The sequence below is a fragment of the Brevibacillus aydinogluensis genome (assembly GCF_961514395.1).
Classification (GTDB): Bacteria; Bacillota; Bacilli; order Brevibacillales; family Brevibacillaceae; genus Brevibacillus; species Brevibacillus aydinogluensis.
Genome location: NZ_OY569118.1, coordinates 3537292 through 3562050 on the forward strand (window position 1 = coordinate 3537292; position 24759 = coordinate 3562050).

The window sequence follows — 24759 nt, forward strand, 5'->3', positions numbered from 1 at the left end:
ACATCACCTCTTTCATACGACGAAGTAATCCTGATTGGGCAAACTCTGCTTCAATCGTGATGACAACAGCGCCCACCAGGCGGCCAGTGTCGGCTGCTCAGCCAGTTCCACAAAGGTCACCTCTGCACCGCTGCGGCGCCATCTCTCCACCAGCGACATGATCCTGACGGAATCAAGCCCCCACACGTTAATCAGGTCGTCGTTTTCCCCAAGGTTTGCCGGCAGTTCCTGGAGCAAATCAGCTACTTGCGCGCGGATCGCTTCCTGCGTGATCGGCTGCGGGTCACTTTCACGGGCGGCCGGCGCTTCAGCCTGCACGCCGCTCAGCTGATCGATCAGACGCTGCGTCGTGATCGTGACCGCGCAGCGCTCAGCCGCGTAGGTCAGCGCCATCATGTGCTTCTCCCGAGAGAAATCCGCTACCGCATCTGCAACGAAGAACGGCTGCACATCTTTCATGAACGCTTCGCACGCGGTCATCAGGCAGCCGATATGGGCGTAGATGCCGCACACGATAAGCTGATCCCGTCCGCGCTGCTGCAACATCTCCAGAAAATTGGTCTGTTGAAAGGCGCTGTACCGCCACTTGGTCAACACCAGATCCTGCCCGCCCGGCGCAAGCTCATCGACGATCTTCTGCTGATCGGCGCACTTCGTCAGTCCCGGCCCCCAGAAATCCTGCAGCAGTCCGCGCTGCTCTGGGGACTGTTTGCCAGGCTGCGCCGAATAGATGACGGGGATTCCCTGCTCGGCGCAATAGGCTTTGAGCTTTTGGATATTGGCCAGAAGCTCCACGACCGGAGACTCCGTAACGGTGAACGCATTCAGAAAATACTGCTGCATGTCATGAATCAGCAGAGCCGCCCGCTTCGGATCAGGTGTCCACGCCACCCTGTTCTTCGGCAGGTCAGACTCTACAGGCATCGGATACGGCAATATGGCGGGAATCGCCATGCTAACTCCTCCCTTGCTTGTGTTGGTGCGTACGCGACTGCAATTGCTGGGCGATGCGTTCACGCAGCATTTTTTTGCTGATCTTGCCGACTGCCGTCATGGGGAACGAATCGACAAATTCCACTCGATCCGGTATCTTGTAAGCCGCCAATCCACGCTCCCGCAGGAACGCTTTGAGTTCGGCCGCTGTGGGAGCCGGATGATGCGGAATCACGAAGGCGCACGTGCGCTCGCCCAGATAATCGTCCGGCATGGCGACCACGGCGGCGTCATGTACGCCGGGATGAGCGAGCAGATGGTTCTCCACTTCTTCAGCCGCCACCTTGTCTCCGCCCCGGTTGATCTGGTCTTTGGCACGTCCCTCTACGACCAGATGACCTGTTGGAGTCAACCGTGCCAGATCGCCCGTGCGGTAAAAACCGTCAGCAGTGAACGTCTTGGCGTTGTGCTCCTCGGCCTTGTAATAGCCGCGAATGGTATAAGGTCCCCGGGTCAGAAGGTGTCCCACCTGGCCCGGCTCGACTTCGCGATCATTGTCGTCAACCAGGCGAATCTCATCATACGGCGACATGGGTCTGCCCTGGGTGTTCACGATGATCTCCTCGGGATCATCCAGCCGCGTGTAATTAACCAGTCCCTCCGCCATCCCGAACACCTGCTGCAGGGTGCAGCCCATCGTCGGTTTGACCATCCTGGCAGCCTCAGCGGCGAACTTGGCCCCGCCCACCTGCAGGACCTGCAGGCTGGACAGATCATGCCTTCGCGATGCCGCCGCATCCAGCCAGACCAGGGCCAGCGGAGGCACTACGGCCGTAATCGTGACCTGCTCCCGCGCGATCAGCGGAAACGCCTCGTCCGGGCTGCCGCTGCGCGCGAGAACCACTCTGCCGCCGGCGTACAGCGTCCCGAGTACGCCGGGCGAGCTGAGCGGAAAGTTGTGGGCAACAGGCAGTACCGCGAGATACACGCTGCTCTCATCAAGCTGGCAAATCTCGGCGCTGACCCGCAAACTGTAGATGTAATCATCGTGCGTCCGGGGAATCAGCTTGGGCAGTCCGGTGCTGCCGCCGGACAGCTGGAGAAACGCCACATCGCTGGCGCTCGGCCCTTCCGGCAGACTGACGGAATCTGTGCGCATTTCATCCAGCGCGTCAAACTGTCCCGGGTCGCCCGCCACAATCACGTGACGCAAGGTGGGAACGCTCTCCTTGACATGAGCGGCAAGCTCGCGGTAGTCAAACCCCGCTTCAACGTCTGGGATGACGTACGCAACCGCTTCGGTGAACTCGCACAAATAGGTGATCTCACTCTTTCGATGCAGGGGGAGGGCAAACACAGGCAGCGCCCCCAGCCGAAACAGTGCAAAAATCACTTCAAAAAATTCCGGGATATTGGGAAGCTGCACGACGACCCGGTCCATCGGCTTGATTCCCAGCTTCTGAAACCCCGCTGCCAAGCGGTCGGCCCGGGCGTCAAGTTCCGCGTAGCTGATCCGCCTGTCACCGCTGACGATGGCGATGCGGTCCCCGTAAGCGGCGGCACGCTTCCGCAGCATCTCACCAAACGTCTCACCCTGCCAGCACCCTGCCGCCCGGTATCGATCGGCAAATTCCTTGGGCCACGTTGGGCATCCTGACAGCATGACTTACCCCTCCTTTCTTCCGGCCAGCACCGGCTGGTTCAGCCCCATGGCCAGAAGCATGGTGCGAAACTTCGCAGATGTTTCCAAAAGTTCTGCCTCCGGATTTGAGCCGAGGACGATACCTGCTCCCGCAAACAGACGAATCACGCGCCCCTCCACTTCGGCGCAGCGGATGGTGACTGCCCACTCCCCATCGCCGTTTGCATCGCACCATCCGACCATTCCCGTAAAGAACCCTCGATCAAACGGCTCCAACTCCTGAATCACCGCACGCGCCTGATCGACAGGCGTTCCGCATACAGCGGGAGTCGGGTGAAGCGCTGCCGCCAGCTGAAGCGACGAGGTGGAGGGATCGATCAGCTCCCCGTTTATTTCCGTGGAAAGATGCCACATGGTGTTGGTCTGCACCAGCGAAGGCTCCCGGGGAACGTCCAGATGCTTGCAATAGGGACGGAGCGCTTCGACGACTGCCTCGACGACCACCGCATGCTCATGCCGGTCCTTGGCGGAAGCAAGCAGCGAAGCCGCGCGCCGCTCATCCTCGCGGGGATCGTCACTGCGGGCCGCAGAACCTGCCAAGGGATTGGCCATGATGTACGGCCCTGTCTTGGCCACGAGCAGTTCCGGGCTGGCGCCGATCAACGTCCGCGATCCTTCGCTGTCCGCCGCAGCGCTGCGCACGCCCTTTGGCGTCAGGTTTGCCGCGAATGTGTAGCCGCGCGTGTTGTGCCGGGCCAGGTTGCGGAGCAGTTGATGGATATTCACGGAGTCAGAGGAGGTCAGGTGCAGCGATCTCGCCAGCACCACCTTCTGAATGTCACCTTGTTGAAGGCGCGCCAATATCCGGTTTACGCCCTCCTCATATTCCGCCGGCGCCGGTATTTCGCGAATCTCAAAGGCAGATGCAGCGTTCTGTTCAGCCAAAACGTCCGGTGTGAATTCAAGCGGTCCTGCCCATTGGAGGGTTTGCGGCACGACGAGTTGGGCTGGCTTCGTGTGATCAAACGGAACCGCGCCGACTGCGACCGACGTGCCGTGCCCGGACCGCTCGGCGCTGGCAAGCAGCTCGGCAACTCTTCGGGCCAGGCTTCTCAACGCATCCGGTCCCTCGTACTCCGGCAGTCTGGCCCATTCTCCCTCTGCCAGCAGGGTACGCTTGGGCGAAGAGAAAAAGAAGGCGGAGCCCGCTTGATATGCTTCGAGCAGCGCTGTGGCGCTTGCCGCGGAACCAGCAACTTGTTTCAGCATTCATCGTCATCTCCCATCCATTTTTACATTCCCAGGGTTGCACCGCCGTCGACGCACAGGTCGTGCATCGTAATATGCCGCGCCTGGTCGGATACCAGAAACAGCACCGCATCGGCAATGTCCGAGGGCTGGGCCATCCTTCCAAGCGGTATGCCCAGGCGGTACTGCTCCAAATTGCCGGCGATGACAGCCTGCGCGCCATGGTCATCCGCCCATAATGCCCGCTGCATGGCTGTGTCGGTTGAGCCGGGCGATACCACATTGCAGCGGATATTGTACCGGGCGTACTCCAACCCCAGGCACTTGGTGAACATCGTCGCAGCTGCCTTCGAGGCCGCGTAGGCCGACATCTGCATGCGCGGCACCCCAGCGGCGTTTGAAGCGACGGTCACAATCGCACCGGATCGGCGGGAGGCCATGCGCCTGACGACCGCGCGGGAAACATAGAACACTCCGTTTGCATTCACCGCGAACGTGGCCGCCCAATCCTCGTCGCTGAGCGATTCGATTGGCCCTGTGCGCAGCACGCCGGCGACGTTGACCAGTATGTCGATCGGACCGAGCTCCTGTTCGATTCGCTCTACCATCGCTTCGACGGCGCCGCTGTCACGAATGTCTGTGGGAAAAGCTGCTGCCTGATGACCGCCGGCACGCAGTTCTTCCACGAGTGCTTGGACGCCTGCGGCCTGCTTGTCTGCCGCCGCAACCAAGGCTCCACGCTCGGCCAGGGCCGCTGCTACCGCTCTCCCGATCCCCTGCGCGGCTCCTGTGACCAAGGCAACTTTACCCGTAATTCCCGCAATCTCCATAAAGGTCTCTCTCCTCTTACTCCCATCGGGGCTGCAATGATGCGGCGCACTCTCCACTCGTCACGCGCCGCATGGCCTCGTTATTTCTCTGGATACAAGGCAAAACGCAGGGCCCTGCTGATCAGGACCGGCAGCACCGATACATGGTTTTCGTCCTCAAACTCTTTGAACACCACCTGCAGCCCACGTGCAGCATGGGCGGACAGACGTTCTGACAACTCCCGGGCATGATAGCAATTTTGGGATACGTGATCTTTTTCCATTTCTCCGAACCCAAGCAGTACCTTGATGTTCAGCGATTCCTGCTCCAGGCGGGCTGCGAACTGCTTCTCCGCCTGCATCAGATGCTGCCGGTTCCAATGGATCGAGGGGCTGCCGGCGATATAGCACTGAAAGGCATCCGGCTTCGTAAACAGCACGTGCAGGGTGAACAGTCCGCCAAGGGAATGGCCGAAGAGCGTTTGTCTGCTGCGGTCGATCTTGAATTCCCGTGCGATCCGCGGCTTCAGCTCTTCTTCAATGAACTGCAGGAACGCTTCAGCTCCCCCTTGCGGAGGCAGGGCAGCCCCGTTCGGAAGTTGCGTAAATTCCGTGGTGGGCATGGGCGTCAGATCGTAATACCGGGCCGGGGCAAACGGGCCGTCCGTTTCATAGCCGATGCCGACGACCAACGCCGGTACAACCCCTGTCTTCTCCGGGCGGCCGCTCTGCAGGCGAACGGCCTCCACCATCGTTCCGAAAACGGAATTGGCATCCAGCACGTAAATGACCGGATATCCCGAGGGAGGCGGCGCTTCCGCCGGGGTGGCCACCATGATCTGATAGCTGCGGTTTTCCGCGCGCGACTGCATGATCCATCGTTTGGAACGGGGGATTTCCGCCTTGCCGCTCGCGGTCTCCTCGAGCGAGACAGCGCGCTGTTCAGGATGATCGAAAGACATGGATGACATTTCCTACCTTTCTTCACTTACATTTACATCTGGACGGCGTGAAAATCTCCCTTCCAGGCTGCAAGGTGGCCCCATCGATGTGATGTCGTTTCACTTGTTTGCCATACAGGGAGACGTTCAGACATGCGTTTGCTTCCGCTTATTTGGCAAGCAGTTTGACCGTATCGTCAATAATCTTTTCATAGGCGATCAGACCGCTGCCAAGCCAGTACTCGTCGTTCACCTCGTACACGTGCCCCTGCTTCACCGCCGGGATGCTCTTCCAGATGGAACTTTCCGTCATCTCCTTCATGCGCTGTGTCCCTTGACCATACGCATTGATGACAAATATGTAGTCAGCGTCAAGATTCGATAACGTCTCCAGCGTCACGTTCGCACTGTTTGCGTTCTCCACCAGCTTGGACTTTCCGACCCCCAACTGCTGGTGCACAACATTCCCGCACAGATAATTTGCTCCCATCAGGCTGACGCCTTTGGCAGCAAAGCGCATAATCGCGACCTTTTTTCCCCCGACCGCCTGATCCAGCTTTTCTTTGGCCTCCTGCACTTTCTGCCGGTACGCTTTCAGCGCTTGATCGGCTTCGGCAGATTTGCCGAGCAGCTCTCCCAGCGTGACGAGCGACTTTTCGACGTCGCCGGACGCATTCTGAAACACGTAGGTCGGTGCGATCTTGGCATAGTTCTCATAGGTGCCATTGGCGGCGTACGTCGCGGTGTGCAGGATGATCAAATCGGGATTGTAGGACATGATCACCTCTGGAGACGGCAGTCCTCCCGAGAAGTCCAGCTTCGGCACATCCTTCAGCTCCTCTTGCAGATACGCGTGTGCCATGTTGCCGTTGGACCATTGGACCACTGGCTTGATGCCCAGCTTGAGCAGCGAATCCTCGAGATAAGGGGCAAATACCCGCTTGGGTTCCGCTGGCACGGTGATTTCATGGCCAAGTTCGTCCTTGACCGTTCGCTCACCAGACGATGCGGGAGTGTTTGCTCCCGTTGCAGAAGTATCAGCGGCAGTTGACACCGATTGCGGCTGTTCGGACGACTCCGCACGTTGAGCCTGATCGGAGCCGCAGCCGGTCAGCAAACTGACTGCCAGCACCAGGCACAGCCAGACGGTAAACGGAAAACGAAAGACAGTGCCAAACCGATTGGCCAGATGAAACATGGTGTTCCTCCTCTTGTGATAATCATTCTCACCGAGAATGATTATAGATGATGCCGCTCAAGCGTCACCATGGGTTCTATCCAGAAGAACATTTGGACATTTTCCCGTAAACAGGAGCATGGCTTCATCCAGCATCCGGAGAATGGACATCGCCGAGTACTCAAACCACGGATCAGCAGAGATCAGGTGCACATTCAGGTTTGTGACTGCTTTCAACTGGCGCCAGGCCGCCTTGTGCTGCAGCGCCAGCCAGTACGCCCGCGACGATGCCTCGGGACACACCACCAGCAATATCCGGTCAGGATCAAGCTCCGCCACCTGCTCCAGCGTAAGCTGCGCATGTTCGGACGGTTCCGGCCGAAATACGGTCCTGATCCGCAGATCCCGGTGCAGCACGTCCTCCAGCCCGCGGTTCCAGTAGGCATGGATCGCCTGGCCGTAGATACGCAGCACCAGAATGCTGTCGTGTCCCAGCTTTGCCTCAATCTGCTCCCGGGCCGACTGAACCCTCTGTTCATATCGCCGGATCCACATCTCCGCCTGATCCTCCCTGTCCAAAAAACGGGCGATCATGCGGAGCTGGTCTCTCCACCCCAACTTCTCTGTCGGAACGAAAAACGAAGACGCCATGTCCGTCAATTTGTCTTTCTCGGCGGGCAGCAGTTGGTCGGTTCCGACAATGGCGTCCGGTCGAATTCGTATGATCTTGTCCAGGTTTGATTCAAACTGCCAGCTCGTGTACGGGTCGGTCAGCGTTAAATGCGCCTTGATCTGCGTGCGATAGGCGTTGTAGTAATAGGGCGTCCACTTGGGGTCCAGCGGCGCTGCAATCGGCACCACGTTCAACGCAAGCAGATGACCCGTAACCGCAGCGGAGCACGCAGCGATGCGTTTCTTGAAATGTTTCGCGAAATCGGACGGTGATACGCCCACTTCCTTTTTAAACTTGCGGCTAAAGTAAAACTCGTCGCTATACCCAACTTTTGCGGCGATATCCCGCAAGCGCTCCCCGGATTCGGCCAAATAGCGCTTCGCCCGGTTGATGCGCAAATCCGTCAAATATTCCATGGCGCTCTGACCAAATGTCTTTTTGAAAAGATCCACAAAATACTTGGGACTGATGTTCGCCATCTGCGCAAGCTGCTTGATCGAAAGAGGTTCGTTGTAGTGCTGGTCCATGTATTCCTTGATTTTGGCCAGGTTTGCTTTGGGATTCCGTCTCGGCCTGCACGAGCTGATGTCCGCTGCCTGTCCGTTGTCTGTACGCATGAGACGCCTCCTCCTCCCAAACACCAATAATGAGAATCATTATCACTAAAAAGGTAGCACAGGCGGCTCTTCCAGTCAATCCCATTATGGAAAATGAATCATGTGCACCACTGTCTGGACAGCAAAAAAGGCACGGAGCAACTGTTTCCGTGCCTCAGACTGAAGACAAACTGTACTTTTTCATTGAAGTTCCGCAAGGAAACGATCTGTCCATCGTTGTCAGGCCGAAAGGCCTGCACATTCATCAACCGAAGATGGAGAAAAAGTACATCGCATGGAGTGATGGGCCAAGCGAGCTCCTTTGACGACCGGCTCAGCGGAAAAACGAAAGACGCGGGGAAAAACAGGGGACACAAGTCTCACTTCGTCGAAACACCCAGATGTTTGTCCCCTGCCCGCGTCGCGTTTTGGAGCGGACATCATCCATCTTCTATGATGGGCGTCAAGCGAGCGAGCGGGCCCGATCATCCATGCGCCACGGACTTTGTCTACACGCTGAGGCACGGAGCAACTGTTTCCGTGCCTTGTTTCATCTGCTTTTACTTCTCCAAAAGCCGTCCTCCGGCCACCACGACGCGCCCTTTCTTGATCACCGTGTCCACGTGGTTGATGCCGAAGTGATACGGCACATACGCCAGGTTTTCGGCGTTGAACAGCACCAGGTCCGCCAGCTTTCCGGGCTCAAGACTGCCCACCTGGTCTCCGCGGCCAATCGCATAGGCTGCGTTGATCGTCATGGCAGTAAATACTTCCTCCGGTGACATGTTCAGATTCAGGCATGCCAGGGTCATCACCAGCTGCAGCGATTCCGTGGGCGAACTGCCCGGATTGTAGTCAGTGGACAGCGCAACCGGCACTCCCAGCTCGATCATGGTTCGGGCCCGAGCGTGGGACTTGGCGCGCAGGTTGAATGACGTTGCCGGCAGGCAGACGGCGATCACGCCCGCATCCCGCATCGCCTTCAATCCTTCATCGGTAGCGGCCAGCAGATGCTCTGCGGAAATGCAGCCCATCTCTGCGGCCAGCTGCGCCCCGCCGAGCGGTTCAATCTCGTCGGCATGCAGCTTCAACCCGAACCCCAGCTCTTTTGCGGCGGCGAGAATCGCCCGCGACTCATCCACCGAAAACACCCCGTGCTCGCAAAAAACGTCGCAAAACTCGGCCAGTCCCTGCCGCTTTACCTCCGGCAGCATCTCCTCGATCACCAGCTTGACGTATTCGGCGGAGCGGCCCTTGTACTCCGCCGGTACGGCGTGTGCCCCCATAAACGTCGACACCAGGTCGATCGGATGCGTTTCATCCAGCCGCCTGGTCACACGAAGCTGCTTCAGCTCGTCTGCCAGCGTCAGTCCGTAGCCGCTTTTTGCCTCTACAGTCGTCGCCCCGTACAGCATCATGATATCCAGACTCTTCCGTGCCTTTTCGTACAGTTCGTCTTCCGTCGCAGCCCGTGTAGCCCGCACCGTGCTGAGAATCCCGCCGCCCTGGGCGAGGATGTCCAGATACGACATGCCCTTTAGTTTCAACACCAGTTCGTTTTCCCGGGAACCACCATGCACCAGATGGGTGTGCGGGTCCACCAGGCCCGGCGTCACCAGACGCCCATTTGCATCCAGGCTCTGCTCGATGGGCAGCCCGGCGATTTCCGCCCGGACGTCCGCTTCCGCACCGGCGGCCACGATTTTGCCATCCGCAATCGCCACAGCTCCGCCCGTCACGAGCCCGACATCCGACATCTCGACTCCCCGTCGCGGCCCATGCTTGCCGCCCATCGTCACCAGCACACCGATGTTGTGTACCAACAGATCAATCCGTTCCGGCTTCACGCTTTCTCTCCTCCATGGAAGCATCCCGAGGAAAACCTCCCTCGGGATGCCGCTTTTTTCGCGTTGTTTCGCTCGTCTTTCCCCAGACGGTCAGATGTCCAGCATCGGCACGCGAACACCGCGCTCCTTGGCCGTCTGGATCGCCTTGTCGTACCCGGCGTCGGCGTGTCGAATGACCCCCATGCCCGGGTCGGTGGTGAGCACGCGGGAAAGCCGCTCTTCCGCTTCCTGCGAACCGTCAGCCACTACCACCATGCCGGCATGCAGGGAGTAGCCCATCCCCACGCCGCCGCCGTGGTGCACCGACACCCAGCTGGCGCCTGCTGCCGTATTGACCAGCGCGTTGAGGATCGCCCAGTCGCCCACCACATCGCTGCCGTCTTTCATGCTCTCCGTTTCCCGGTTGGGAGACGCCACCGAACCGCAGTCGAGGTGGTCGCGGCCGATGACGATCGGTGCGGATATTTCTCCGCGTCGCACCATCTCGTTGATGGCCAGACCCATTTTGACCCGCTCGCCGTATCCCAGCCAGCAAATGCGCGCAGGCAGGCCCTGGAAGGCCACTTTTTCGCGGGCCATGGTAATCCAGCGGCGCAGGTGCTCGTTTTCCGGGAACAACTTGAGCACCAGTTCGTCCGTCTTGTAGATGTCTTCCGGATCGCCGGACAGCGCTGCCCAGCGGAACGGGCCTTTCCCTTCGCAGAACAGGGGACGGATGTAGGCCGGGACGAAGCCGGGGAAGTTGAACGCGTCTTTCACCCCTTCGTCGTAGGCCACCTGGCGGATGTTGTTGCCGTAGTCGAATACGACAGCTCCCATTTTTTGCAGGTCAAGCATCGCCTGCACGTGCACCGCCATCGACTCGCGAGAAAGGCGGACGTACTTGTCGGGATCGTTCTTGCGCAGTTCGGCCGCCTCTTCCAGCGTAAAGCCGCGGGGCACGTACCCGTTGAGCGGATCGTGCGCGGATGTCTGGTCGGTGACGAAGTCCGGCACGATGCCGCGGCGCACGAATTCGGGATAAATGTCGGCAGCATTGCCAACGAGACCAATGGACAGCGGCTTGCCCTGTTCCTGCGCCTCCCGGGCCAGCTTCAGCGCTTCGTCCAGGTCGTGCACCATCACGTCGCAATACCGGGTGTCTATCCGGCGCTGAATGCGGGACGGATCGACGTCGACGCCAATTACCACCCCTTCATTCATCGTAACGGCAAGCGGCTGAGCTCCACCCATGCCGCCCAACCCGGCTGTCAGGGTGAGCGTCCCTTTCAGCGTGCCGCCGCGGTGCTGGCGGGCCGCTTCCGCAAAGGTTTCATACGTCCCCTGCAGGATGCCCTGAGTGCCGATGTAGATCCAGCTGCCGGCGGTCATCTGGCCGTACATCATCAGCCCCTTTTGCTCCAACTCCCGGAACGTTTCCCAGTTGGCGTACGCCGGCACCAGCACGGAGTTGGAAATCAGCACGCGGGGCGCGAGCGGATGCGTTTTGAAAATGCCGACCGGTTTTCCCGACTGCACCAGCAGGGTCTCATCCCCCTCCAGGTTTTTCAGGCACTCCACGATCTTGTCAAAGCACTCCCAGTTGCGCGCCGCTTTTCCGATCCCCCCGTACACCACGAGGTCTTCCGGACGCTCCGCCACTTCCGGGTCCAGATTGTTCATCAACATCCGCAGGGCTGCTTCCTGCTGCCATCCTTTCGCGTTCAATTGGCTGCCGCGGGGTGCGCGGATGATGCGTGCCTTGGTTTCTGCCATAGGGTCCTCTCTCCTTTTCCTCATTGTTTTCTCGTCATGACGCCTGCCATGAACGTAAGGATTACGTGCAGCGCCGTACGAACCGTCGCCCGGCGCGGGTCCTGCAGGGGATCAATGCAGACCACGTCAAATCCTTTAACTTTCGGGTTTTGGCCAAGCAGGTACACAGCGTCGAGCAGCTGCCACGACGTCATGCCAGCCGGCACCATGGCCGGGACACCCGGTCCAAACGCCTGATCCAGCACGTCCATGTCCACTGTCACGTAGATGGCGTCCGTGCCGCTGCCGGCAATCTCCATCGCCTTGTAAATCAGCGGCTCGATCCCTTCCCGGGCCACCTGCCGGGCGGTAAACTGGGTAATGCCCTGTGAAACCGCGTATTCCCTGTACGCCTTGGAGTTGGCAAAGCTGTGAATCCCCACCTGGGCGATGTGCTTCCCTTCCACCGTCCCCGACTCCAGTAGGCCGCGGATCGGAGTGCCGTTGGTCGGTCCGCCGTCTTCCAGATTCCGTACATCCATATGCGCGTCAATTTGCACGATGCCCACCTTTCCGGCAAACCGCCGCTTAAACGCCTTGACCGACGGGCAGGTGATGGAGTGGTCTCCTCCCGCGATGATCGGGAGCAGGTCGGGCAGCGCTTCGTAGACATTGGTCAGCGCCTGCTCGATGTTGGCGTGGCATCGGTACAAATCCGTAGGATGCATCTGGACGTCCCCCAGGTCGCGTGCCCGCAGCGCCGTCAGGTCGATGTCGTAATCGATGCTGTACGTCGTCACAGTGGGAAACAGCTCCCGCAGCGCATTGGGCGTCATGGAGGCCGCCGACACGCTGATCGACGTCTTGGAGAGCGGCACGCCGATAAACCCGACGTCAATCGGCTCCTCTCCGTCCCACGGTGTCAGCCACTGGGCCACTTTGGTCTCATAGCGGTCCCGCCAGTTGGACTGGCGCACCAGTTCCGGAGGATTCATCAAAGCAATCCTCTTTTTCAATAAAACCCCTCCTTGTCTCACCACGATCCAGCACTAGCCACCGAGATACGCTTTTTTCACGATGCCCTGCTCCTTTAGCTCCTCAGCCGTTCCGTGGAAACGGATCTCCCCGTGCTCCAGGACGTAGCCGCGATCAGCAACAGAGAGAGCCATCGTCGCATTTTGCTCGACCAGGAGGATCGTCATGCCTTGCCGTTTAATCTGCCGGATCGTCTGAAAGATGTCTTTCACTACGATCGGCGCCAGTCCCATAGACGGCTCATCCAGGATGAGCAGACGCGGTTTGGCCATCAGTGCCCGACCGATCGCCAGCATCTGCTGTTCGCCCCCGCTCATCGTGCCGGCGAGCTGGTCTTTTCGCTCGGCCAGCCGGGGAAACAATTCGAACACGCTCTCCATCTCCCGCTCCAGTTCTGCTTTGGAAGCCCGGCGCGAATACGCCCCCATCATGAGGTTATCGGCGACGGTCAGCCTGGGAAAGACCCGCCGTCCTTCTGGCACCATCACGATTCCTTCCTGCACGATGCGGTGGGTGGGAACTCCGTTTAATTCGTTCCCGCCATAACGGATCGAGCCCTTGGCCGGGAGCACCCCGCAGATCGCGTTAAGCGTCGTGGTCTTGCCCGCCCCGTTGGAGCCGATCAGCGTCACCACCTCGCCTTCCTCGACGGAGAGCGACAGGTCGCGCACGGCGTGAATGCTCCCATACCAGACATTCAGCATGTCAATGTGCAGCACCGCTGTCCACCTCCTCTCCCTCTTCCTTGCCGATGTACGCTTCGATTACGGCCGGATGGGAGACCACCGCCTCCGGCACATCGTCGGCGATCTTCACCCCGTGGTCCAGCACGGCGATGCGGTCGCACAACCCGACAACCATGGAGACGTTGTGCTCGATGAGGATGACAGTCGTGCCCTGCTCGCGGATAAGGCGGATGAGCCCCATCATCTCCTGCACTTCCTCGGCGTTCATGCCGGCGGTCGGTTCATCGAGCAGAAGCAGCTTGGGCCGGGAGACGAGCGCACGGGCGATTTCCACCCGCCGCTGGTTGCCGTAAGACAGGTTTCCCGCCTGCTCGTGCTCGCAGCCCGCCAGTCCGACTATCTCCAGCATGCGCAGGCTTTCTTCCGTCACCATCCGCTCTTCGTCCCGGGCGGAACGAAGACCCAGGATCGACGCCCATAGCCCGGCGCCGGTTTTGTGGAACATCCCCACCTTCACGTTGTCCAGCACTGTCTCTTCCTTCAACAGCCGGATATTTTGAAAAGTTCGAGCGATCCCGCACCGGGCGATGCGATAGGGACGCAGCCCTTGAATCTCCCGTCCTTCGAATGCGATCGTTCCTTCATCCGGCTTGTAAATGCCCGTCAAAATATTGAAAAACGTCGTTTTCCCTGCGCCGTTGGGACCGATGAGCCCGACGATTTCTCCCTGGCGGACCTTGAGGCTGACATTGTCCACCGCCGTCAATCCGCCGAACCGCTTGATGATCCCCTGCATATCAAGCAACCCGATCACCGCCTTTGTCCAAGGGTTTGACCGCTGACCGGCGAATATTCACAAGTTTTGCGCCGGTTTTGCCAAATAACCCTTTCGGCCGGTACCGCATGATCAGCACCATGAGAATGCCGTACAGCATCATTTTGTAGGTGTCGAGGTACTTCGGATCGACGAGTTCGAACTCAAAGAGCCGAAACATCTCAGGCAGCATGTACAGGAGCGTTACCCCAAAGAAGGTACCGAAGATGCTGCCAAGCCCTCCCAGCACCACCATGCTCAGTACCGTGGCCGAAACGGTGAAGCCGAATGATTCGCCACTGATAAACGACACCTTGTGAGCAAACAGCGCCCCGGCCGCTCCCGCGTAGGCCCCGCCAATGGCAAACACCAGCACCTTGTAATACGTCGTGTTGATGCCCATTGACTGAGCTACCGTCTCGTCCTCACGAATGGTCATCCAGGCCCGGCCAATGCGCGACCCGGTCATCTTTTTCATGATGACCACGGCGGCAATCAGCACAACCGTCACCAGCAGCAGGTACCCTGTGTTTTTCAGCGCTGTCCCGAACAGGGAAGGCGCCGGGATCGCGTCAATTCCGTAGGCCCCGCCGGTGATCTCCGCGTTCTTGAAGAAGGACTGAGCGATCAGCCCGAGCCCGAGCGTGGTGATCGCCAGAAAGTCTTCCCGTACCCGCAGGCTGGGAAGCCCAAACAGCGCGCTGATAAGGAAGGTGACGACCACGGCGGCTGCCATGGAAAGCCAGGCATTCCACCCGTACTTCACAGACAGGATGGCGGAGGTGTAGGCACCGATGCCGTAGAACGCGGCGTGCCCCAGCGACACCTGTCCTGCGTAGCCCGTGATCAGATTCAGGCCCAACCCGAGCAGCAGGTAGATCATCCAAAAGACAACGATGTCAACGTAATAGGGATTGAAGAGATCGTCCATCGCCACCACCTACACTTTCTCCACGTGCTTGCCGAACAATCCGGACGGCCTCAACAGCAAGATCAGAATCAGGATCACAAAGGCGATCGCATCCTTGTCGACGACCATTTTGGTCATGAAACCGTCGCTAAGCGATTCCACAATACCCAAAATCAGGCCGCCGGCGATGGTTCCCGGGATGGACCCCAATCCGCCGAGGACGACCACGCAGAATGCCTTCAGCCCGGGGATTGCCCCCATTGTGGGAAAGAGCGAGTTAAAATTCCATGCGACCAGCACGCCAGCGACCGCCGCCAGTGCCGATCCGATCATAAACGTTACCGACACCACGCGGTTGACGTTGACGCCCATCAGCGACGCCGCTCGCATGTCCTGAGCGGCTGCCTGGATGGCGATCCCCATTCGGGTACACTTCAGGAACGCGTACAATAGTCCCAGGCCGATCAATCCGGCCAGAATGATGAACAACTTCACGTTGGTAAACGTGACCGATTCCGTTAACGGGATGACGGACACCTCGACACCCGTCTCGGGAAACGCCCGGGTATCGGAGGTGAAGATCACCTGGAACAGGTTTTCGAGGAAAATGGCAACACCTACGCCGCTAATCAAGGTGGCGATGGGATGGGCTCCCCTAAGTGGCCGGTAGGCAAAGCGCTCGACCGCCACTCCGGCCAGGGCAGCCACCGCCATGGCAAACAGGATGGCAAGGATAAACGGCAGGTGCAGATACGTGATGGCAATCATCGCTGCAAACGCGCCGACCATGTAAATGACCCCGTGAGCAAAGTGGAGCAGTTTCAATACCCCGTACACCATGGTCAGCCCGACGGACACCAAAATGTAGATAAAGCCGAGCGCCACTCCGTTCAAAATTTGCTGTGCCAGCACCCGTCTCACTCCTTTCCTGGCGAGAGTCAACGTTGTGAGAAAAAAAGGAGGACCACCGGGCGATCCTCACCTGCATATCACACCAAACCTAAACTCAGACAAAACGATCAGTTAGTGGTACACCTTGGATGTGACAAACTGGAACGTGCCATCCTTCACCGTCATGAAGATGACCGGCTTGATCACCTCGTGATCAGGGCCGAAGGAGATCTTGCCCGACGTGCCCTCAAAGTCCTTCGTCTCGTTGATCGCTTGTGCCAGTTTCTCGCGGTCCGGGCCCGCTTTCTTGAGCGCCTCAAGAATCACCATGGCGGCGTCGTAGCTTTGCGAGGAAAGCATGTCCGGTTCTCCCTGATACTTCTCCTTCCACGCTTTCACAAACTTCTGCACGACCTCGCGCTGGTCGGTGGTGTAGAACGACGTCGTGAAGACCGAATCTTCCGTATTTTCTTTTCCGAGCTCCAGATACTTGGGCGAATCAAACCCGTCCACCCCGAGCAGTTGGGCGGTGATCCCCGCTTCCCTGGCCTGCTTTACAATCGCGGCCGCCTCATTATAGTACCCGACGATATACAAGGCATCCGGGTTGGCTGCCTTGACCGCAGTCAAAAGAGAGCTGAAGTCCTTGTCCCCCATCTTGAACGGACGGTCAATGACGATGTCCGCCCCCAGTTTCTTCGCCTCTTCCTTGAATGCGCCGAAGATGGACTGGCCGTAGTCGATGTCCACATACAGCACAGCGAACTTTTTCTTGCCCAGATCGTTGACGGCGTAATCAGCCATAGCTTTCCCCTGGATCGGGCCGGTGTAGATGATCCGGTTTACGTAATCCCCGCCGTTGGTAATCTCCGGGTGAACTGCGTACGCAACTGTCATGGGTACTTTCGCTTCCTGTACCTTGGGCGCTACCGTCTTCGAGGGGCCGCTGTACGCTCCTCCGACGATTGCCACCACCTTGTTGCTGTTGATCAACTTTTGCACAGCTTTGAGCGCCTCTTCCGGCTTGCCCTGATCGTCTTCAGCAATCAGTTCCACCTTTTTCCCGTCAATCCCGCCTGCCGCATTGACCTGCTCCACAGCAAGCAACGCGGCATCACGGCTGTGCGTCCCGTCGGTCGCTGTGGGGCCGGTCAGCGGGCCGAACCAGCCGATTTTAATCGTGTCGCCACCGCCGCCAGAACCTCCTGTGCCGCCACTGCCAGAACTGTTCCCTCCGCAAGCGCTTACAATCAGAGCCAAACTTACCAATCCCGTCAGCAACAACGAAGCTTTTCTCAAACTCACGCGACCCCCTCTATTGTTTTCCGACAACTCGCCCTACTGCGAATTATCTGAGTCTTACGCGATGTCGTTATCTCGTATTCTACTGCATTGATTGGGCCTCTCCACTAGGCGATATTGTCAACTGTTAGCACAATTTTGCTCGACGGTAGGCAGTGGGGGAACAGTTCGCGTACTTTTTAAACGTCCGGGTAAAGTAGTTGGCGTCCTGAAAGCCGACAACAGCCGCGATCTCCTGGATGGTGCAGTCGGTCGAACTCAGGTAGTACTTGGCTTTTTCCACCCGCAGCCTGTTGAGAAAGTCGATTGGGCTCATGCCTGTCTCCCGCTTGAACAGGCGGCTCAGGTGATACACACTGACGCAGCAATATTGTGCTACTTCTTCCAGCGTGAGCTTCCGGCGCAGGTTTTCTTTCAGGTAGCGGACGGCCTGACGAATGATCGGCGAAACATCGCTCAGGTCGTTTTGCTCCATGTACGCTGTCAAGCGACGGGCGTATTCGCATACTTTTTGCACGAACTTGTCATACCGGATGGTCACGTACAAATCCTGAATAAATCTGGCGTTTTCCGACAGGATGAGGGCGGCATTGGCCCCCGAATCCAGCACCTGACGGGACATCGTAATCACCAATTCCACCGCTTCCGATTTGAACATGTTCACGTCATGGCGGTACGTCTGCGCCATTTTGTCCAGCAGCGCCCGCAGAGAAGCGACCGTTCCCTCTTCATCGCCGATCCGAAGGCGTGCGACCAGTTCCGCCCGCTCTGCCGGCGTGAGCGGCGAGTCCCAGCCGGCTTCCCGTCCCTGCTTCTTTTCGTAGTGGAAAATGAGGGCGTTGCCCTGAAAAAACCGGTCCACCATGGCCTCTTTCGCTTCTTCGTAGGAAAAGTGAAGCTGGTAGGGGTTGTCGTAATAGCTGCCGATCCCGATCGATACGTTTACTCCGCGCTTCTTGCACCGTTCTTGAATCTGTCGGGCTATCCGGCCGGTGACCTGCCGGAATCCCGACTCCTTAGGAGAGTGCAGCGCCAGTTCCACCAGGACTGCGAGAACGCCCTCGGCCACCCACACCCAGACAAACGGTTCGCTGATCGCCTCGCATACGCCTTCCACCACCTGCTGGCCGATCTCCATGCTCCAATGAAACGGCTTGCCGATCACCAGATCGGTATAGCGGTCGATCGAGACCACCATCACCACCTGCGGGTGCACCCGGATGCCGAACGATTCCTGCATCTCTTCAAAACTGCCTTCGTGCACCAGCGTCCCCGACAACAGCAGGTGAGAAAACGTCGCCTGTACAGGGTCCTGTTTCATTGCGCTCACTCCTCGCTTTAGACTGCGATTGTGGCTCGGGCGTGGACCGGTGAACCGTGCCTGCAGCCGCAATCAAGGTCTTAGCCCTATGGTACAGTATTTCCGGCATGTTTGAGGATCGGGAAGCATTGAAAAATCCTGCCAATCGCCAGCCGGAAAGCTTGTCTCCACCGTCACCAACCCCCGTACGACATTCTGTCACACGGGGGTTGGTTTGTTTGCAGTCGCGTTATTTTTCGCGCTTTCTTTTATACTTGTTCAGGAATTCCAGAATGAGGCTTTATAAGTTTCTTATCAGCTTTTCAGCCTTGATATCTTTTTTCACTTCAAGATTCGCATTCTTATAATCGGACCACGATTCCAAAATAATTCTTGGTTCCGCTTCTATGATGTCCTTGGCTTTCTCCAAATCGCCTTGCTTGAACGCATTGATAATTGCGATTAAATCCTGACGATCTAACAATTTTACGTGATTGATGCCCGCTAACGTTTCACATGAAGTTGTGAAACTGGTTGACGCAATCACAATAGACTTTTTTGCTTTGTAATATCTCATTGAGGAATAGACCTGTTGGACAGCAGCGATTCCAACTGGATTATTGATATCTTGGCGCTTAGCCTGAATCACGTTTCGGACTCCGGAACGATCCGTGAAAACAAGGTCAGCGCCAAAATCTCCGCTTCCTACCGTCTTATAGACTCCCGTATACCCCAACGCAACAAAAAGGCGGTAGAGATACAGTTCGAATTCATGACCATCTGTCATCTTGTCAATATCTTTTATATCGATGTTTAACGGGTCAAAATCCTTCTGCACAGGAATAGAAAACTTCTTTGAACCAAATAGTTTGGCACCGGCAATAAAGATCATCATGAGAACAATTACAAAGATGGCTAAGATGGAATAAAACATGCTTCCTCCAAAACTCCTGCTAATTGCTCGTCTTTTCGACAATCAATTCCTTGAATGACCTTATTCCGTTACGTACTATCACATTTTTACGATTTCCGCCAAAACGTTGAACAGTCTGCTTTATCCCGAATGTTAAATTCAATGATTTTCGCAAGCAGATCGTAATGGACCGGCTTATTCCACGGGATTCGAAACAATCCCTTGGTAGCACTGTAGCCGGCCTGTGCAATCTCATCGGCAAACCGCGCAATGCCCGCTTCTTCCGGTGAAACGCTTAAATGCTGCTTCGCTGTGGAAAAGGCGATGATAAATGTGCCGTGATCGGTAAACATGGGCGTATTCCACTTGATATGCGGTTCCAAATTGGGGAATGTATTCGCAACCCACGCCAACACTTCCTTTGTCCGTTCACGGTGGTCAGGGTTATCAATGCCTGCCAAATACGCTGCAAAAACCTCCATGCGTCTGCCTCCCATCATCATGTCGTGCAACGTACTCCAACTTGCCTGTTGGCGTTATGATTGCCGTCAGTCTCACATGTTATGTTCAGCAGAAATACGTCATAAACGTCGACCAACTGGCAGCGATGACATTCGCCTGCTGTACGCCGCCTTTTTAGTGATCGGCATACACATCGCGGTACCTAGAACAAGAGAGGGAGCAGGATCACTTGATTGATGACGTGCGTAGTGACATGTCCGAGCATCGCATATGCCAATCCATGCTTCCAATATAAATAGCCGAACCCAATCCCCGGCAAAACGTTGAGCAGCATCGTACGAGTGACAGTTACCATGCTTACCCCCAGCATTTGTGCATTTGCGGGAAGATGCCCGACAGCAAACAGAAGCGCGGCGATGACAATTCCCGCCACGTACATTCCGCTGCTGATTGCAGATCTCGTCATTTTGCTGACAAGCCATACAATGAGCGTCATTAGTCCGAACCGCAGCAGTATTTCTTCAATGATGCCTCCGAACAATACGCTGCCCAAAAAATAAAGCCAGGAAAATTCAAACTTCTCATCCAGTCCCAACGCTTCGGCAAAGACCAGCTTTTCCGGAATGGCGATCAAGCAGGCAGACAAAAGTCCGATGGCGGCTGCCGCGGCAAGGCTTTTGCTGTTATAAACAAACGGTTTGTTCAAACCTACTTTTGGCGAAGCCCACAAGCCTGCGATCGTGGCAATCCCCGCCAATACTGCTGTTTGCAGCATCGCCACGATGATCATGACGTTTTTTGACCCCAGTTTGGCGACAATTTCTCTTTCCATTTCAGGCGTTAACGACATGACTTGATGGGCGCCGATCACCCCACCGGCCACCAACCCTAAAATGAAAACAGCGATCACTTTTTTCATCGTTACCCTCTCCCAATAATCCCATCGCGCGGCGTTCCTGCTCGATGCCCCCGCAACAAGATTTGATACCTTGCCATATCCTCTGTTGAGTTGCAGCCGCCATAGATGTCGCATACGCCCATTTTGTCATATATTACCTGTATAAAGCAATTCGCGAATGAGAGACTGCGTTACATACGCTCCCGTTCGTTCAAAGGCTTAATCATGCAATCCCTTACCGTTGAGAATATGCGGCACGTATTTTTCAATCCTTGACTCACGCGTTTTGGATTGTTTGGGTTTGGAAAAATAAAGAATGTATGCTCTTTGCCGTCCCGGCGTCAATGCTTCAAAGGCAGTTTTCAAGGCAGGCATTTCAGCAAATTTCTTTTGCAGTTCCTCAGGAATGGTGAGTTCTGCCTTCTTGCTGCCATCCACTTTCAAGCCGGCTTTTTCCACTTCAATCGCTTCATGAATATAGGCTTTCAAGATGGGTTCCATCTCGATGATTTCTTGCACATTGGTGAAGCGAATCTGGCGCGCCGCCTGTACATGTTCCGTTTGTCGGATGAGAATGCCGTGAGTATCCTGCAGCAATGCTCCTTTGTGAAACAGCAGCGCACAGTATTCTTTAAATCCATGTATGAGAACTACGTTTTTGTTCTCATACGTGTAACAAGGATGCATCCACTTAAAATCTTCGGTCAGGCCGCAGTCTAGAACGATATTGCGCAGCGCCTCAAATTCTGCCTTCCATTTCGTCGCGTTCCTGATAAATTCATCGACTTTCGGATTCATGCTGCTGCTGGTCATGAAGTACACCCCTTTTCCATGTTTGATCACTATTGTCCGTTAGTTTCATCCTTTCCGTCAGTCTAACAAGTTATTTGTCCCCGGAAATGTGATAATTTTCGAGCACCTGGCAACTCACTTGTGATCAATTTCTGTACCTCTTTCCCGTGATCAACAGATAAAAAAGAAAACCCTTGAGACATAAGGGTTTTGCTTAAGTGTCAGCAACGCCACACTCTCATGTGGGCTCGATAATAAATAAGGCATAAATACAACATGTATTGAGTTGTTAATTAAGACGGCTTATACATAATGTGCTATCAATAATTTAATCATTGAACTCTTAAACTATTTTATCTTTGATACTCTTACATAATATTGTCAACAATCAATTATATATATCAAACTGATGTATTTTTGAGGCTAATTCTACACGTTGAACAATGATAGTATCAATATTTCATAAGAATTGCTCTCGGTATCCACTAGACTTATTAAATACTAGTGCCCATCCCTCTCGCCACTCATGCAAGTACTTTTCGAAATTACTTTCATATTGTTTTATTGTTTCTGTAAGAGTAAAAATTTCTTTTGGCTCAATGACAACCTCCCTTGAATTGTCATGAAGAGTGGCTTCGAAAAGAGTAAAGTAAAAAACCGGAGTGTTATCACCTGGATCGTGAGCAATACGCTCCATTCGAGCTTGAATTAACTCTCGAAACCGCATCTTCTGTTGCGCATCCATACGAGCCCCAAGTATGACCCCCACTAGTTGATTGGGCAAATAGTAGAATAATCTTTCCTGTTGGGTTAGCTCAACATTCTCTCCAAAAAGCCATGAATCGGGAGAGTCGAGAATTAGTCGAGACTCTTGTTCATAGCTCCAACAATTATGTTTCAACAGATACTGCTCAGACTGCTTTTTATCTAGCTCTAATTTCTCTTGCTCTTCAAGTTCCCTTCCAACAACATATGAGGGAAAATAGTAAAAGGCATTGTTGTGGGTTGTATCTGGGCTATATATTACCTCCTGAAATGGAAATCGATCGGGAAGCGAGAAACTCATTGATTGACCAATGCCTGCTGGAGTATTCCTTCTAATAGCATTTTTCTTTCTTCGCGGACACTGATAGAGACAACCATCAACGGCTTTAAAAATTAGACAGTGTCCTCGATGCATTGAGGCATAATGTGACCACATAAGAATATTATTGCAACTACGCGATAACGAGACAAAGTACTTATTCCTTGGCTTGTACAAGTTTAGAAAACGTTTAATCTGTGCATCGAGAAACATTGCAACTAGTGGTTTTGGTGGAAAAGAAAGCGATCTTAAAATTTCATTGTAATTAAGTCCAAGGGCAGTACCGTAGGTTATTGGTGATATACTGGCCAAGTACTCCGAGAGTTGTTCTTCCCATGCTAATTTGTTTGCAGCGTCAAATCCTTTCCATGCACACTCTAGTAGACGTCTCCATTTTTCCTTATCCGCTTCAAATGATAGGAAGACCTTTCCATCAAATGGATCATTACACTCTATAGCTGATGAGAAGTATATCTCATCGTACATGAATTCCTTAATGGCAAGTTCGCTATAAGGTCTAAAGCGATAATACAGCAACTCTTCCCCTCCTCGACTTACGAGATTGATCATATATTGGTAAGTATTCCTCAAAAATGTTTTTTGTTTAAATTACGTCAATTCTCTCTGAATTTTATCAATATCAAGATCTTTGTAGTTTGTTTAGACATTCATTACCTTCATTGTTCTTGTAAACAATCTTGTACTTCTCATCTAACAAATTAGGTATCTTTTGCATTTCATTAAAACTAAAGTTTTCTATAGCTTTTGCTAATGAATTCGCAAAGGGGTTATCTGCAACTGCTATTGTTGTTTTTTTAGCTACATTTTTTAGGGCTTTATTTTGCAAGATATCATAATCAAGCCCCTTATATAAAAAGACATCTTCAGAATAGCTAAAGATAATATAATTAATGGCTTTTAATTTTTCGTCTTTCGATAGTTTCCTGAACTGTTTAAAAAAATTACGATATCTTTTGTCTCCATTTTTAGTGAAACAAATAATTATACTTTTATCTTTCAAAGGAAACACACATAAATGGAGATCACTCAACTTATAATCTGGTGAAGCATTATATATGTTGTTTATTACGTTGCCTTCAAAATCTGCAACCAATGCAATGCTACTTTGAAACGCTAATGGCACAACGTAATCCAAAATTTCAAAATAGTTAATGAAATAGTAATCATTCCACTTTGATTGGCTAGCTTTTTTGGCATAACTAAACTCTTTAATATACTCATTTAAATCCAAACGATTAATAAATTGGAGAATGCTTAATTCAGAATCTATTTCTTTCTCCAAATTCTTGTACAATACAATTTCCAACTCTCTTTTGGCAATGTTTTTTAAGTAATTTTTCATTGCAATCTGCGATAACATTTTATCAGTTGGATTATTTGAGTAATTATTGGGATTTTCGTAATCACAAAATATTTGGCTGTCACACTCTCTGCAAATTAATTTAAAAGTTCCAGCTTCATTAAGTCCTTTTTCTCTCTCAAACAATGGTATATCAATGAGATTCCCTGAATAATACAAATATCCGTTTAATGAAATATTTTTTAAACAAAACTTAGGGATAGAATGCGAATTACAAAAACTGGAGCACTCTTTTCCACAACAAATACAATGAGTTCTTTTCGCTTCTAATTTACTTTTTTTTACAAAAGAATTAATCAGCATGTTATACGCAACCTTATTTGACTTATATCTCTCAATTTCAGTTTTTGAAAATCCTAAATGAAGCATATGAACATCTTTTTTCATCGTGTAAGACACCTCTAATACTCGATAAGGAATCATAAGATTACTGTCTAATCTTTTCGTTTTTCGGTATTGGGGTCGCTTTAATTCCTAATTCTCTAGAAGGAAAATAAATATTATTATAATTAAGTATCTGCAATATTTCGACCTATTGGTTTGATTTTCCTGCAAATTTATCACTCCAATAATACCATATATATACATATCTCATATATTCTCTCCACTATTTGATGTATTTTTGAATGATATTTGTCGCCTCGGGGGCAAAACCAGCCAAACACGAAAAGGATTGAGCTTCGCCCGAGGC

The 24759-nt window shown here is 54.1% G+C and carries 22 protein-coding genes; all 22 read right to left on the reverse strand.

The window, feature by feature from the left end; all coding sequences use genetic code 11:
• Nucleotides 1–12 precede the first annotated feature (12 nt).
• Nucleotides 13–954, reverse strand: coding sequence for an isochorismatase (locus Q7F15_RS17495; RefSeq protein ID WP_304414736.1), 942 nt, complete (start codon nt 952–954; stop codon nt 13–15).
• Between the two features lies 1 nt (nt 955).
• Nucleotides 956–2596, reverse strand: a complete 1641-nt coding sequence (locus Q7F15_RS17500) for a (2,3-dihydroxybenzoyl)adenylate synthase (RefSeq protein ID WP_304414737.1) — start codon at nt 2594–2596, stop codon at nt 956–958.
• 3 nt (nt 2597–2599) lie between these two features.
• Complete coding sequence (gene dhbC, locus Q7F15_RS17505) at nt 2600–3844, reverse strand: isochorismate synthase DhbC (protein WP_212132164.1); 1245 nt, start codon at nt 3842–3844, stop codon at nt 2600–2602.
• Nucleotides 3845–3867: 23 nt separating this feature from the next.
• Nucleotides 3868–4653, reverse strand: coding sequence for a 2,3-dihydro-2,3-dihydroxybenzoate dehydrogenase (locus Q7F15_RS17510; protein WP_230077745.1), 786 nt, complete (start codon nt 4651–4653; stop codon nt 3868–3870).
• 80 nt (nt 4654–4733) lie between these two features.
• Nucleotides 4734–5594 (reverse strand): alpha/beta hydrolase, encoded by an 861-nt coding sequence (locus tag Q7F15_RS17515; protein WP_230077744.1) that lies wholly within the window; start codon nt 5592–5594, stop codon nt 4734–4736.
• 148 nt (nt 5595–5742) lie between these two features.
• Nucleotides 5743–6771: an ABC transporter substrate-binding protein gene (locus Q7F15_RS17520; protein WP_304414738.1), complete on the reverse strand. Its 1029-nt coding sequence runs from the start codon at nt 6769–6771 to the stop codon at nt 5743–5745.
• Between the two features lie 57 nt (nt 6772–6828).
• On the reverse strand, nt 6829–8040 hold the full coding sequence (locus Q7F15_RS17525) for an AraC family transcriptional regulator (protein ID WP_230077742.1): 1212 nt from the start codon (nt 8038–8040) through the stop codon (nt 6829–6831).
• 539 nt (nt 8041–8579) lie between these two features.
• The gene (gene hutI, locus Q7F15_RS17530) at nt 8580–9812 is read right to left on the reverse strand and encodes an imidazolonepropionase (protein WP_249178925.1); all 1233 of its coding nucleotides are present in this window, start codon (nt 9810–9812) and stop codon (nt 8580–8582) included.
• A gap of 144 nt (nt 9813–9956) precedes the next feature.
• Nucleotides 9957–11621 (reverse strand): urocanate hydratase, encoded by a 1665-nt coding sequence (hutU, locus tag Q7F15_RS17535; RefSeq protein ID WP_171565213.1) that lies wholly within the window; start codon nt 11619–11621, stop codon nt 9957–9959.
• Between the two features lie 20 nt (nt 11622–11641).
• Nucleotides 11642–12616: an agmatinase family protein gene (locus Q7F15_RS17540; protein ID WP_304414740.1), complete on the reverse strand. Its 975-nt coding sequence runs from the start codon at nt 12614–12616 to the stop codon at nt 11642–11644.
• 33 nt (nt 12617–12649) lie between these two features.
• Nucleotides 12650–13354 carry an ABC transporter ATP-binding protein gene (locus tag Q7F15_RS17545; protein WP_171565214.1) on the reverse strand — a complete coding sequence of 235 codons (705 nt, stop codon included), beginning with the start codon at nt 13352–13354 and terminating at the stop codon, nt 12650–12652.
• On the reverse strand, nt 13341–14117 hold the full coding sequence (locus tag Q7F15_RS17550) for an ABC transporter ATP-binding protein (RefSeq protein ID WP_371808876.1): 777 nt from the start codon (nt 14115–14117) through the stop codon (nt 13341–13343). Before Q7F15_RS17550 ends, Q7F15_RS17545 begins: the two co-directional genes overlap by 14 nt.
• A 1-nt stretch (nt 14118) precedes the next feature.
• Nucleotides 14119–15066: a branched-chain amino acid ABC transporter permease gene (locus Q7F15_RS17555; protein WP_171565216.1), complete on the reverse strand. Its 948-nt coding sequence runs from the start codon at nt 15064–15066 to the stop codon at nt 14119–14121.
• A gap of 9 nt (nt 15067–15075) precedes the next feature.
• Nucleotides 15076–15957 carry a branched-chain amino acid ABC transporter permease gene (locus Q7F15_RS17560; protein ID WP_304414741.1) on the reverse strand — a complete coding sequence of 294 codons (882 nt, stop codon included), beginning with the start codon at nt 15955–15957 and terminating at the stop codon, nt 15076–15078.
• Nucleotides 15958–16068: 111 nt separating this feature from the next.
• The gene (locus tag Q7F15_RS17565) at nt 16069–17235 is read right to left on the reverse strand and encodes an ABC transporter substrate-binding protein (protein WP_171565218.1); all 1167 of its coding nucleotides are present in this window, start codon (nt 17233–17235) and stop codon (nt 16069–16071) included.
• Nucleotides 17236–17365: 130 nt separating this feature from the next.
• Nucleotides 17366–18559 carry a helix-turn-helix domain-containing protein gene (locus Q7F15_RS17570; protein WP_171565219.1) on the reverse strand — a complete coding sequence of 398 codons (1194 nt, stop codon included), beginning with the start codon at nt 18557–18559 and terminating at the stop codon, nt 17366–17368.
• Nucleotides 18560–18839: 280 nt separating this feature from the next.
• Nucleotides 18840–19472, reverse strand: a complete 633-nt coding sequence (locus Q7F15_RS17575; protein WP_171565220.1) for a restriction endonuclease — start codon at nt 19470–19472, stop codon at nt 18840–18842.
• Between the two features lie 86 nt (nt 19473–19558).
• Nucleotides 19559–19933: an iron chaperone gene (locus Q7F15_RS17580; RefSeq protein WP_171565221.1), complete on the reverse strand. Its 375-nt coding sequence runs from the start codon at nt 19931–19933 to the stop codon at nt 19559–19561.
• 182 nt (nt 19934–20115) lie between these two features.
• Nucleotides 20116–20832 (reverse strand): CPBP family intramembrane glutamic endopeptidase, encoded by a 717-nt coding sequence (locus Q7F15_RS17585; RefSeq protein ID WP_304414742.1) that lies wholly within the window; start codon nt 20830–20832, stop codon nt 20116–20118.
• Nucleotides 20833–21030: 198 nt separating this feature from the next.
• Nucleotides 21031–21624, reverse strand: a complete 594-nt coding sequence (locus Q7F15_RS17590; protein WP_230077738.1) for a YdeI/OmpD-associated family protein — start codon at nt 21622–21624, stop codon at nt 21031–21033.
• Between the two features lie 439 nt (nt 21625–22063).
• The gene (locus tag Q7F15_RS17595; RefSeq protein WP_171565224.1) at nt 22064–23224 is read right to left on the reverse strand and encodes a DUF2971 domain-containing protein; all 1161 of its coding nucleotides are present in this window, start codon (nt 23222–23224) and stop codon (nt 22064–22066) included.
• Between the two features lie 103 nt (nt 23225–23327).
• A complete protein-coding gene (locus tag Q7F15_RS17600; RefSeq protein WP_171565225.1) occupies nt 23328–24455 on the reverse strand; it encodes a hypothetical protein in 1128 nt (375 codons plus the stop codon).
• Between the last annotated feature and the right edge of the window lie 304 nt (nt 24456–24759).

Excerpts from the sequence above, each read along its gene's own strand:
- Q7F15_RS17580 (WP_171565221.1), bottom strand. The coding sequence starts at position 19,933 with ATGGAGGTTTTTGCAGCGTATTTGGCAGGCATTGATAACCCTGACCAC.
- Q7F15_RS17600 (WP_171565225.1), bottom strand. The coding sequence starts at position 24,455 with ATGAAAAAAGATGTTCATATGCTTCATTTAGGATTTTCAAAAACTGAA.
- Q7F15_RS17510 (WP_230077745.1), bottom strand. The coding sequence starts at position 4,653 with ATGGAGATTGCGGGAATTACGGGTAAAGTTGCCTTGGTCACAGGAGCC.
- Q7F15_RS17585 (WP_304414742.1), bottom strand. The coding sequence starts at position 20,832 with ATGAAAAAAGTGATCGCTGTTTTCATTTTAGGGTTGGTGGCCGGTGGG.
- Q7F15_RS17590 (WP_230077738.1), bottom strand. The coding sequence starts at position 21,624 with ATGACCAGCAGCAGCATGAATCCGAAAGTCGATGAATTTATCAGGAAC.
- hutI (WP_249178925.1), bottom strand. The coding sequence starts at position 9,812 with ATGGGCGGCAAGCATGGGCCGCGACGGGGAGTCGAGATGTCGGATGTC.
- dhbC (WP_212132164.1), bottom strand. The coding sequence starts at position 3,844 with ATGCTGAAACAAGTTGCTGGTTCCGCGGCAAGCGCCACAGCGCTGCTC.
- Q7F15_RS17525 (WP_230077742.1), bottom strand. The coding sequence starts at position 8,040 with ATGCGTACAGACAACGGACAGGCAGCGGACATCAGCTCGTGCAGGCCG.
- Q7F15_RS17555 (WP_171565216.1), bottom strand. The coding sequence starts at position 15,066 with ATGGACGATCTCTTCAATCCCTATTACGTTGACATCGTTGTCTTTTGG.
- Q7F15_RS17520 (WP_304414738.1), bottom strand. The coding sequence starts at position 6,771 with ATGTTTCATCTGGCCAATCGGTTTGGCACTGTCTTTCGTTTTCCGTTT.
- Q7F15_RS17550 (WP_371808876.1), bottom strand. The coding sequence starts at position 14,117 with ATGCAGGGGATCATCAAGCGGTTCGGCGGATTGACGGCGGTGGACAAT.
- Q7F15_RS17570 (WP_171565219.1), bottom strand. The coding sequence starts at position 18,559 with ATGAAACAGGACCCTGTACAGGCGACGTTTTCTCACCTGCTGTTGTCG.
- Q7F15_RS17495 (WP_304414736.1), bottom strand. The coding sequence starts at position 954 with ATGGCGATTCCCGCCATATTGCCGTATCCGATGCCTGTAGAGTCTGAC.
- Q7F15_RS17575 (WP_171565220.1), bottom strand. The coding sequence starts at position 19,472 with ATGTTTTATTCCATCTTAGCCATCTTTGTAATTGTTCTCATGATGATC.
- Q7F15_RS17500 (WP_304414737.1), bottom strand. The coding sequence starts at position 2,596 with ATGCTGTCAGGATGCCCAACGTGGCCCAAGGAATTTGCCGATCGATAC.
- Q7F15_RS17515 (WP_230077744.1), bottom strand. The coding sequence starts at position 5,594 with ATGTCTTTCGATCATCCTGAACAGCGCGCTGTCTCGCTCGAGGAGACC.
- hutU (WP_171565213.1), bottom strand. The coding sequence starts at position 11,621 with ATGGCAGAAACCAAGGCACGCATCATCCGCGCACCCCGCGGCAGCCAA.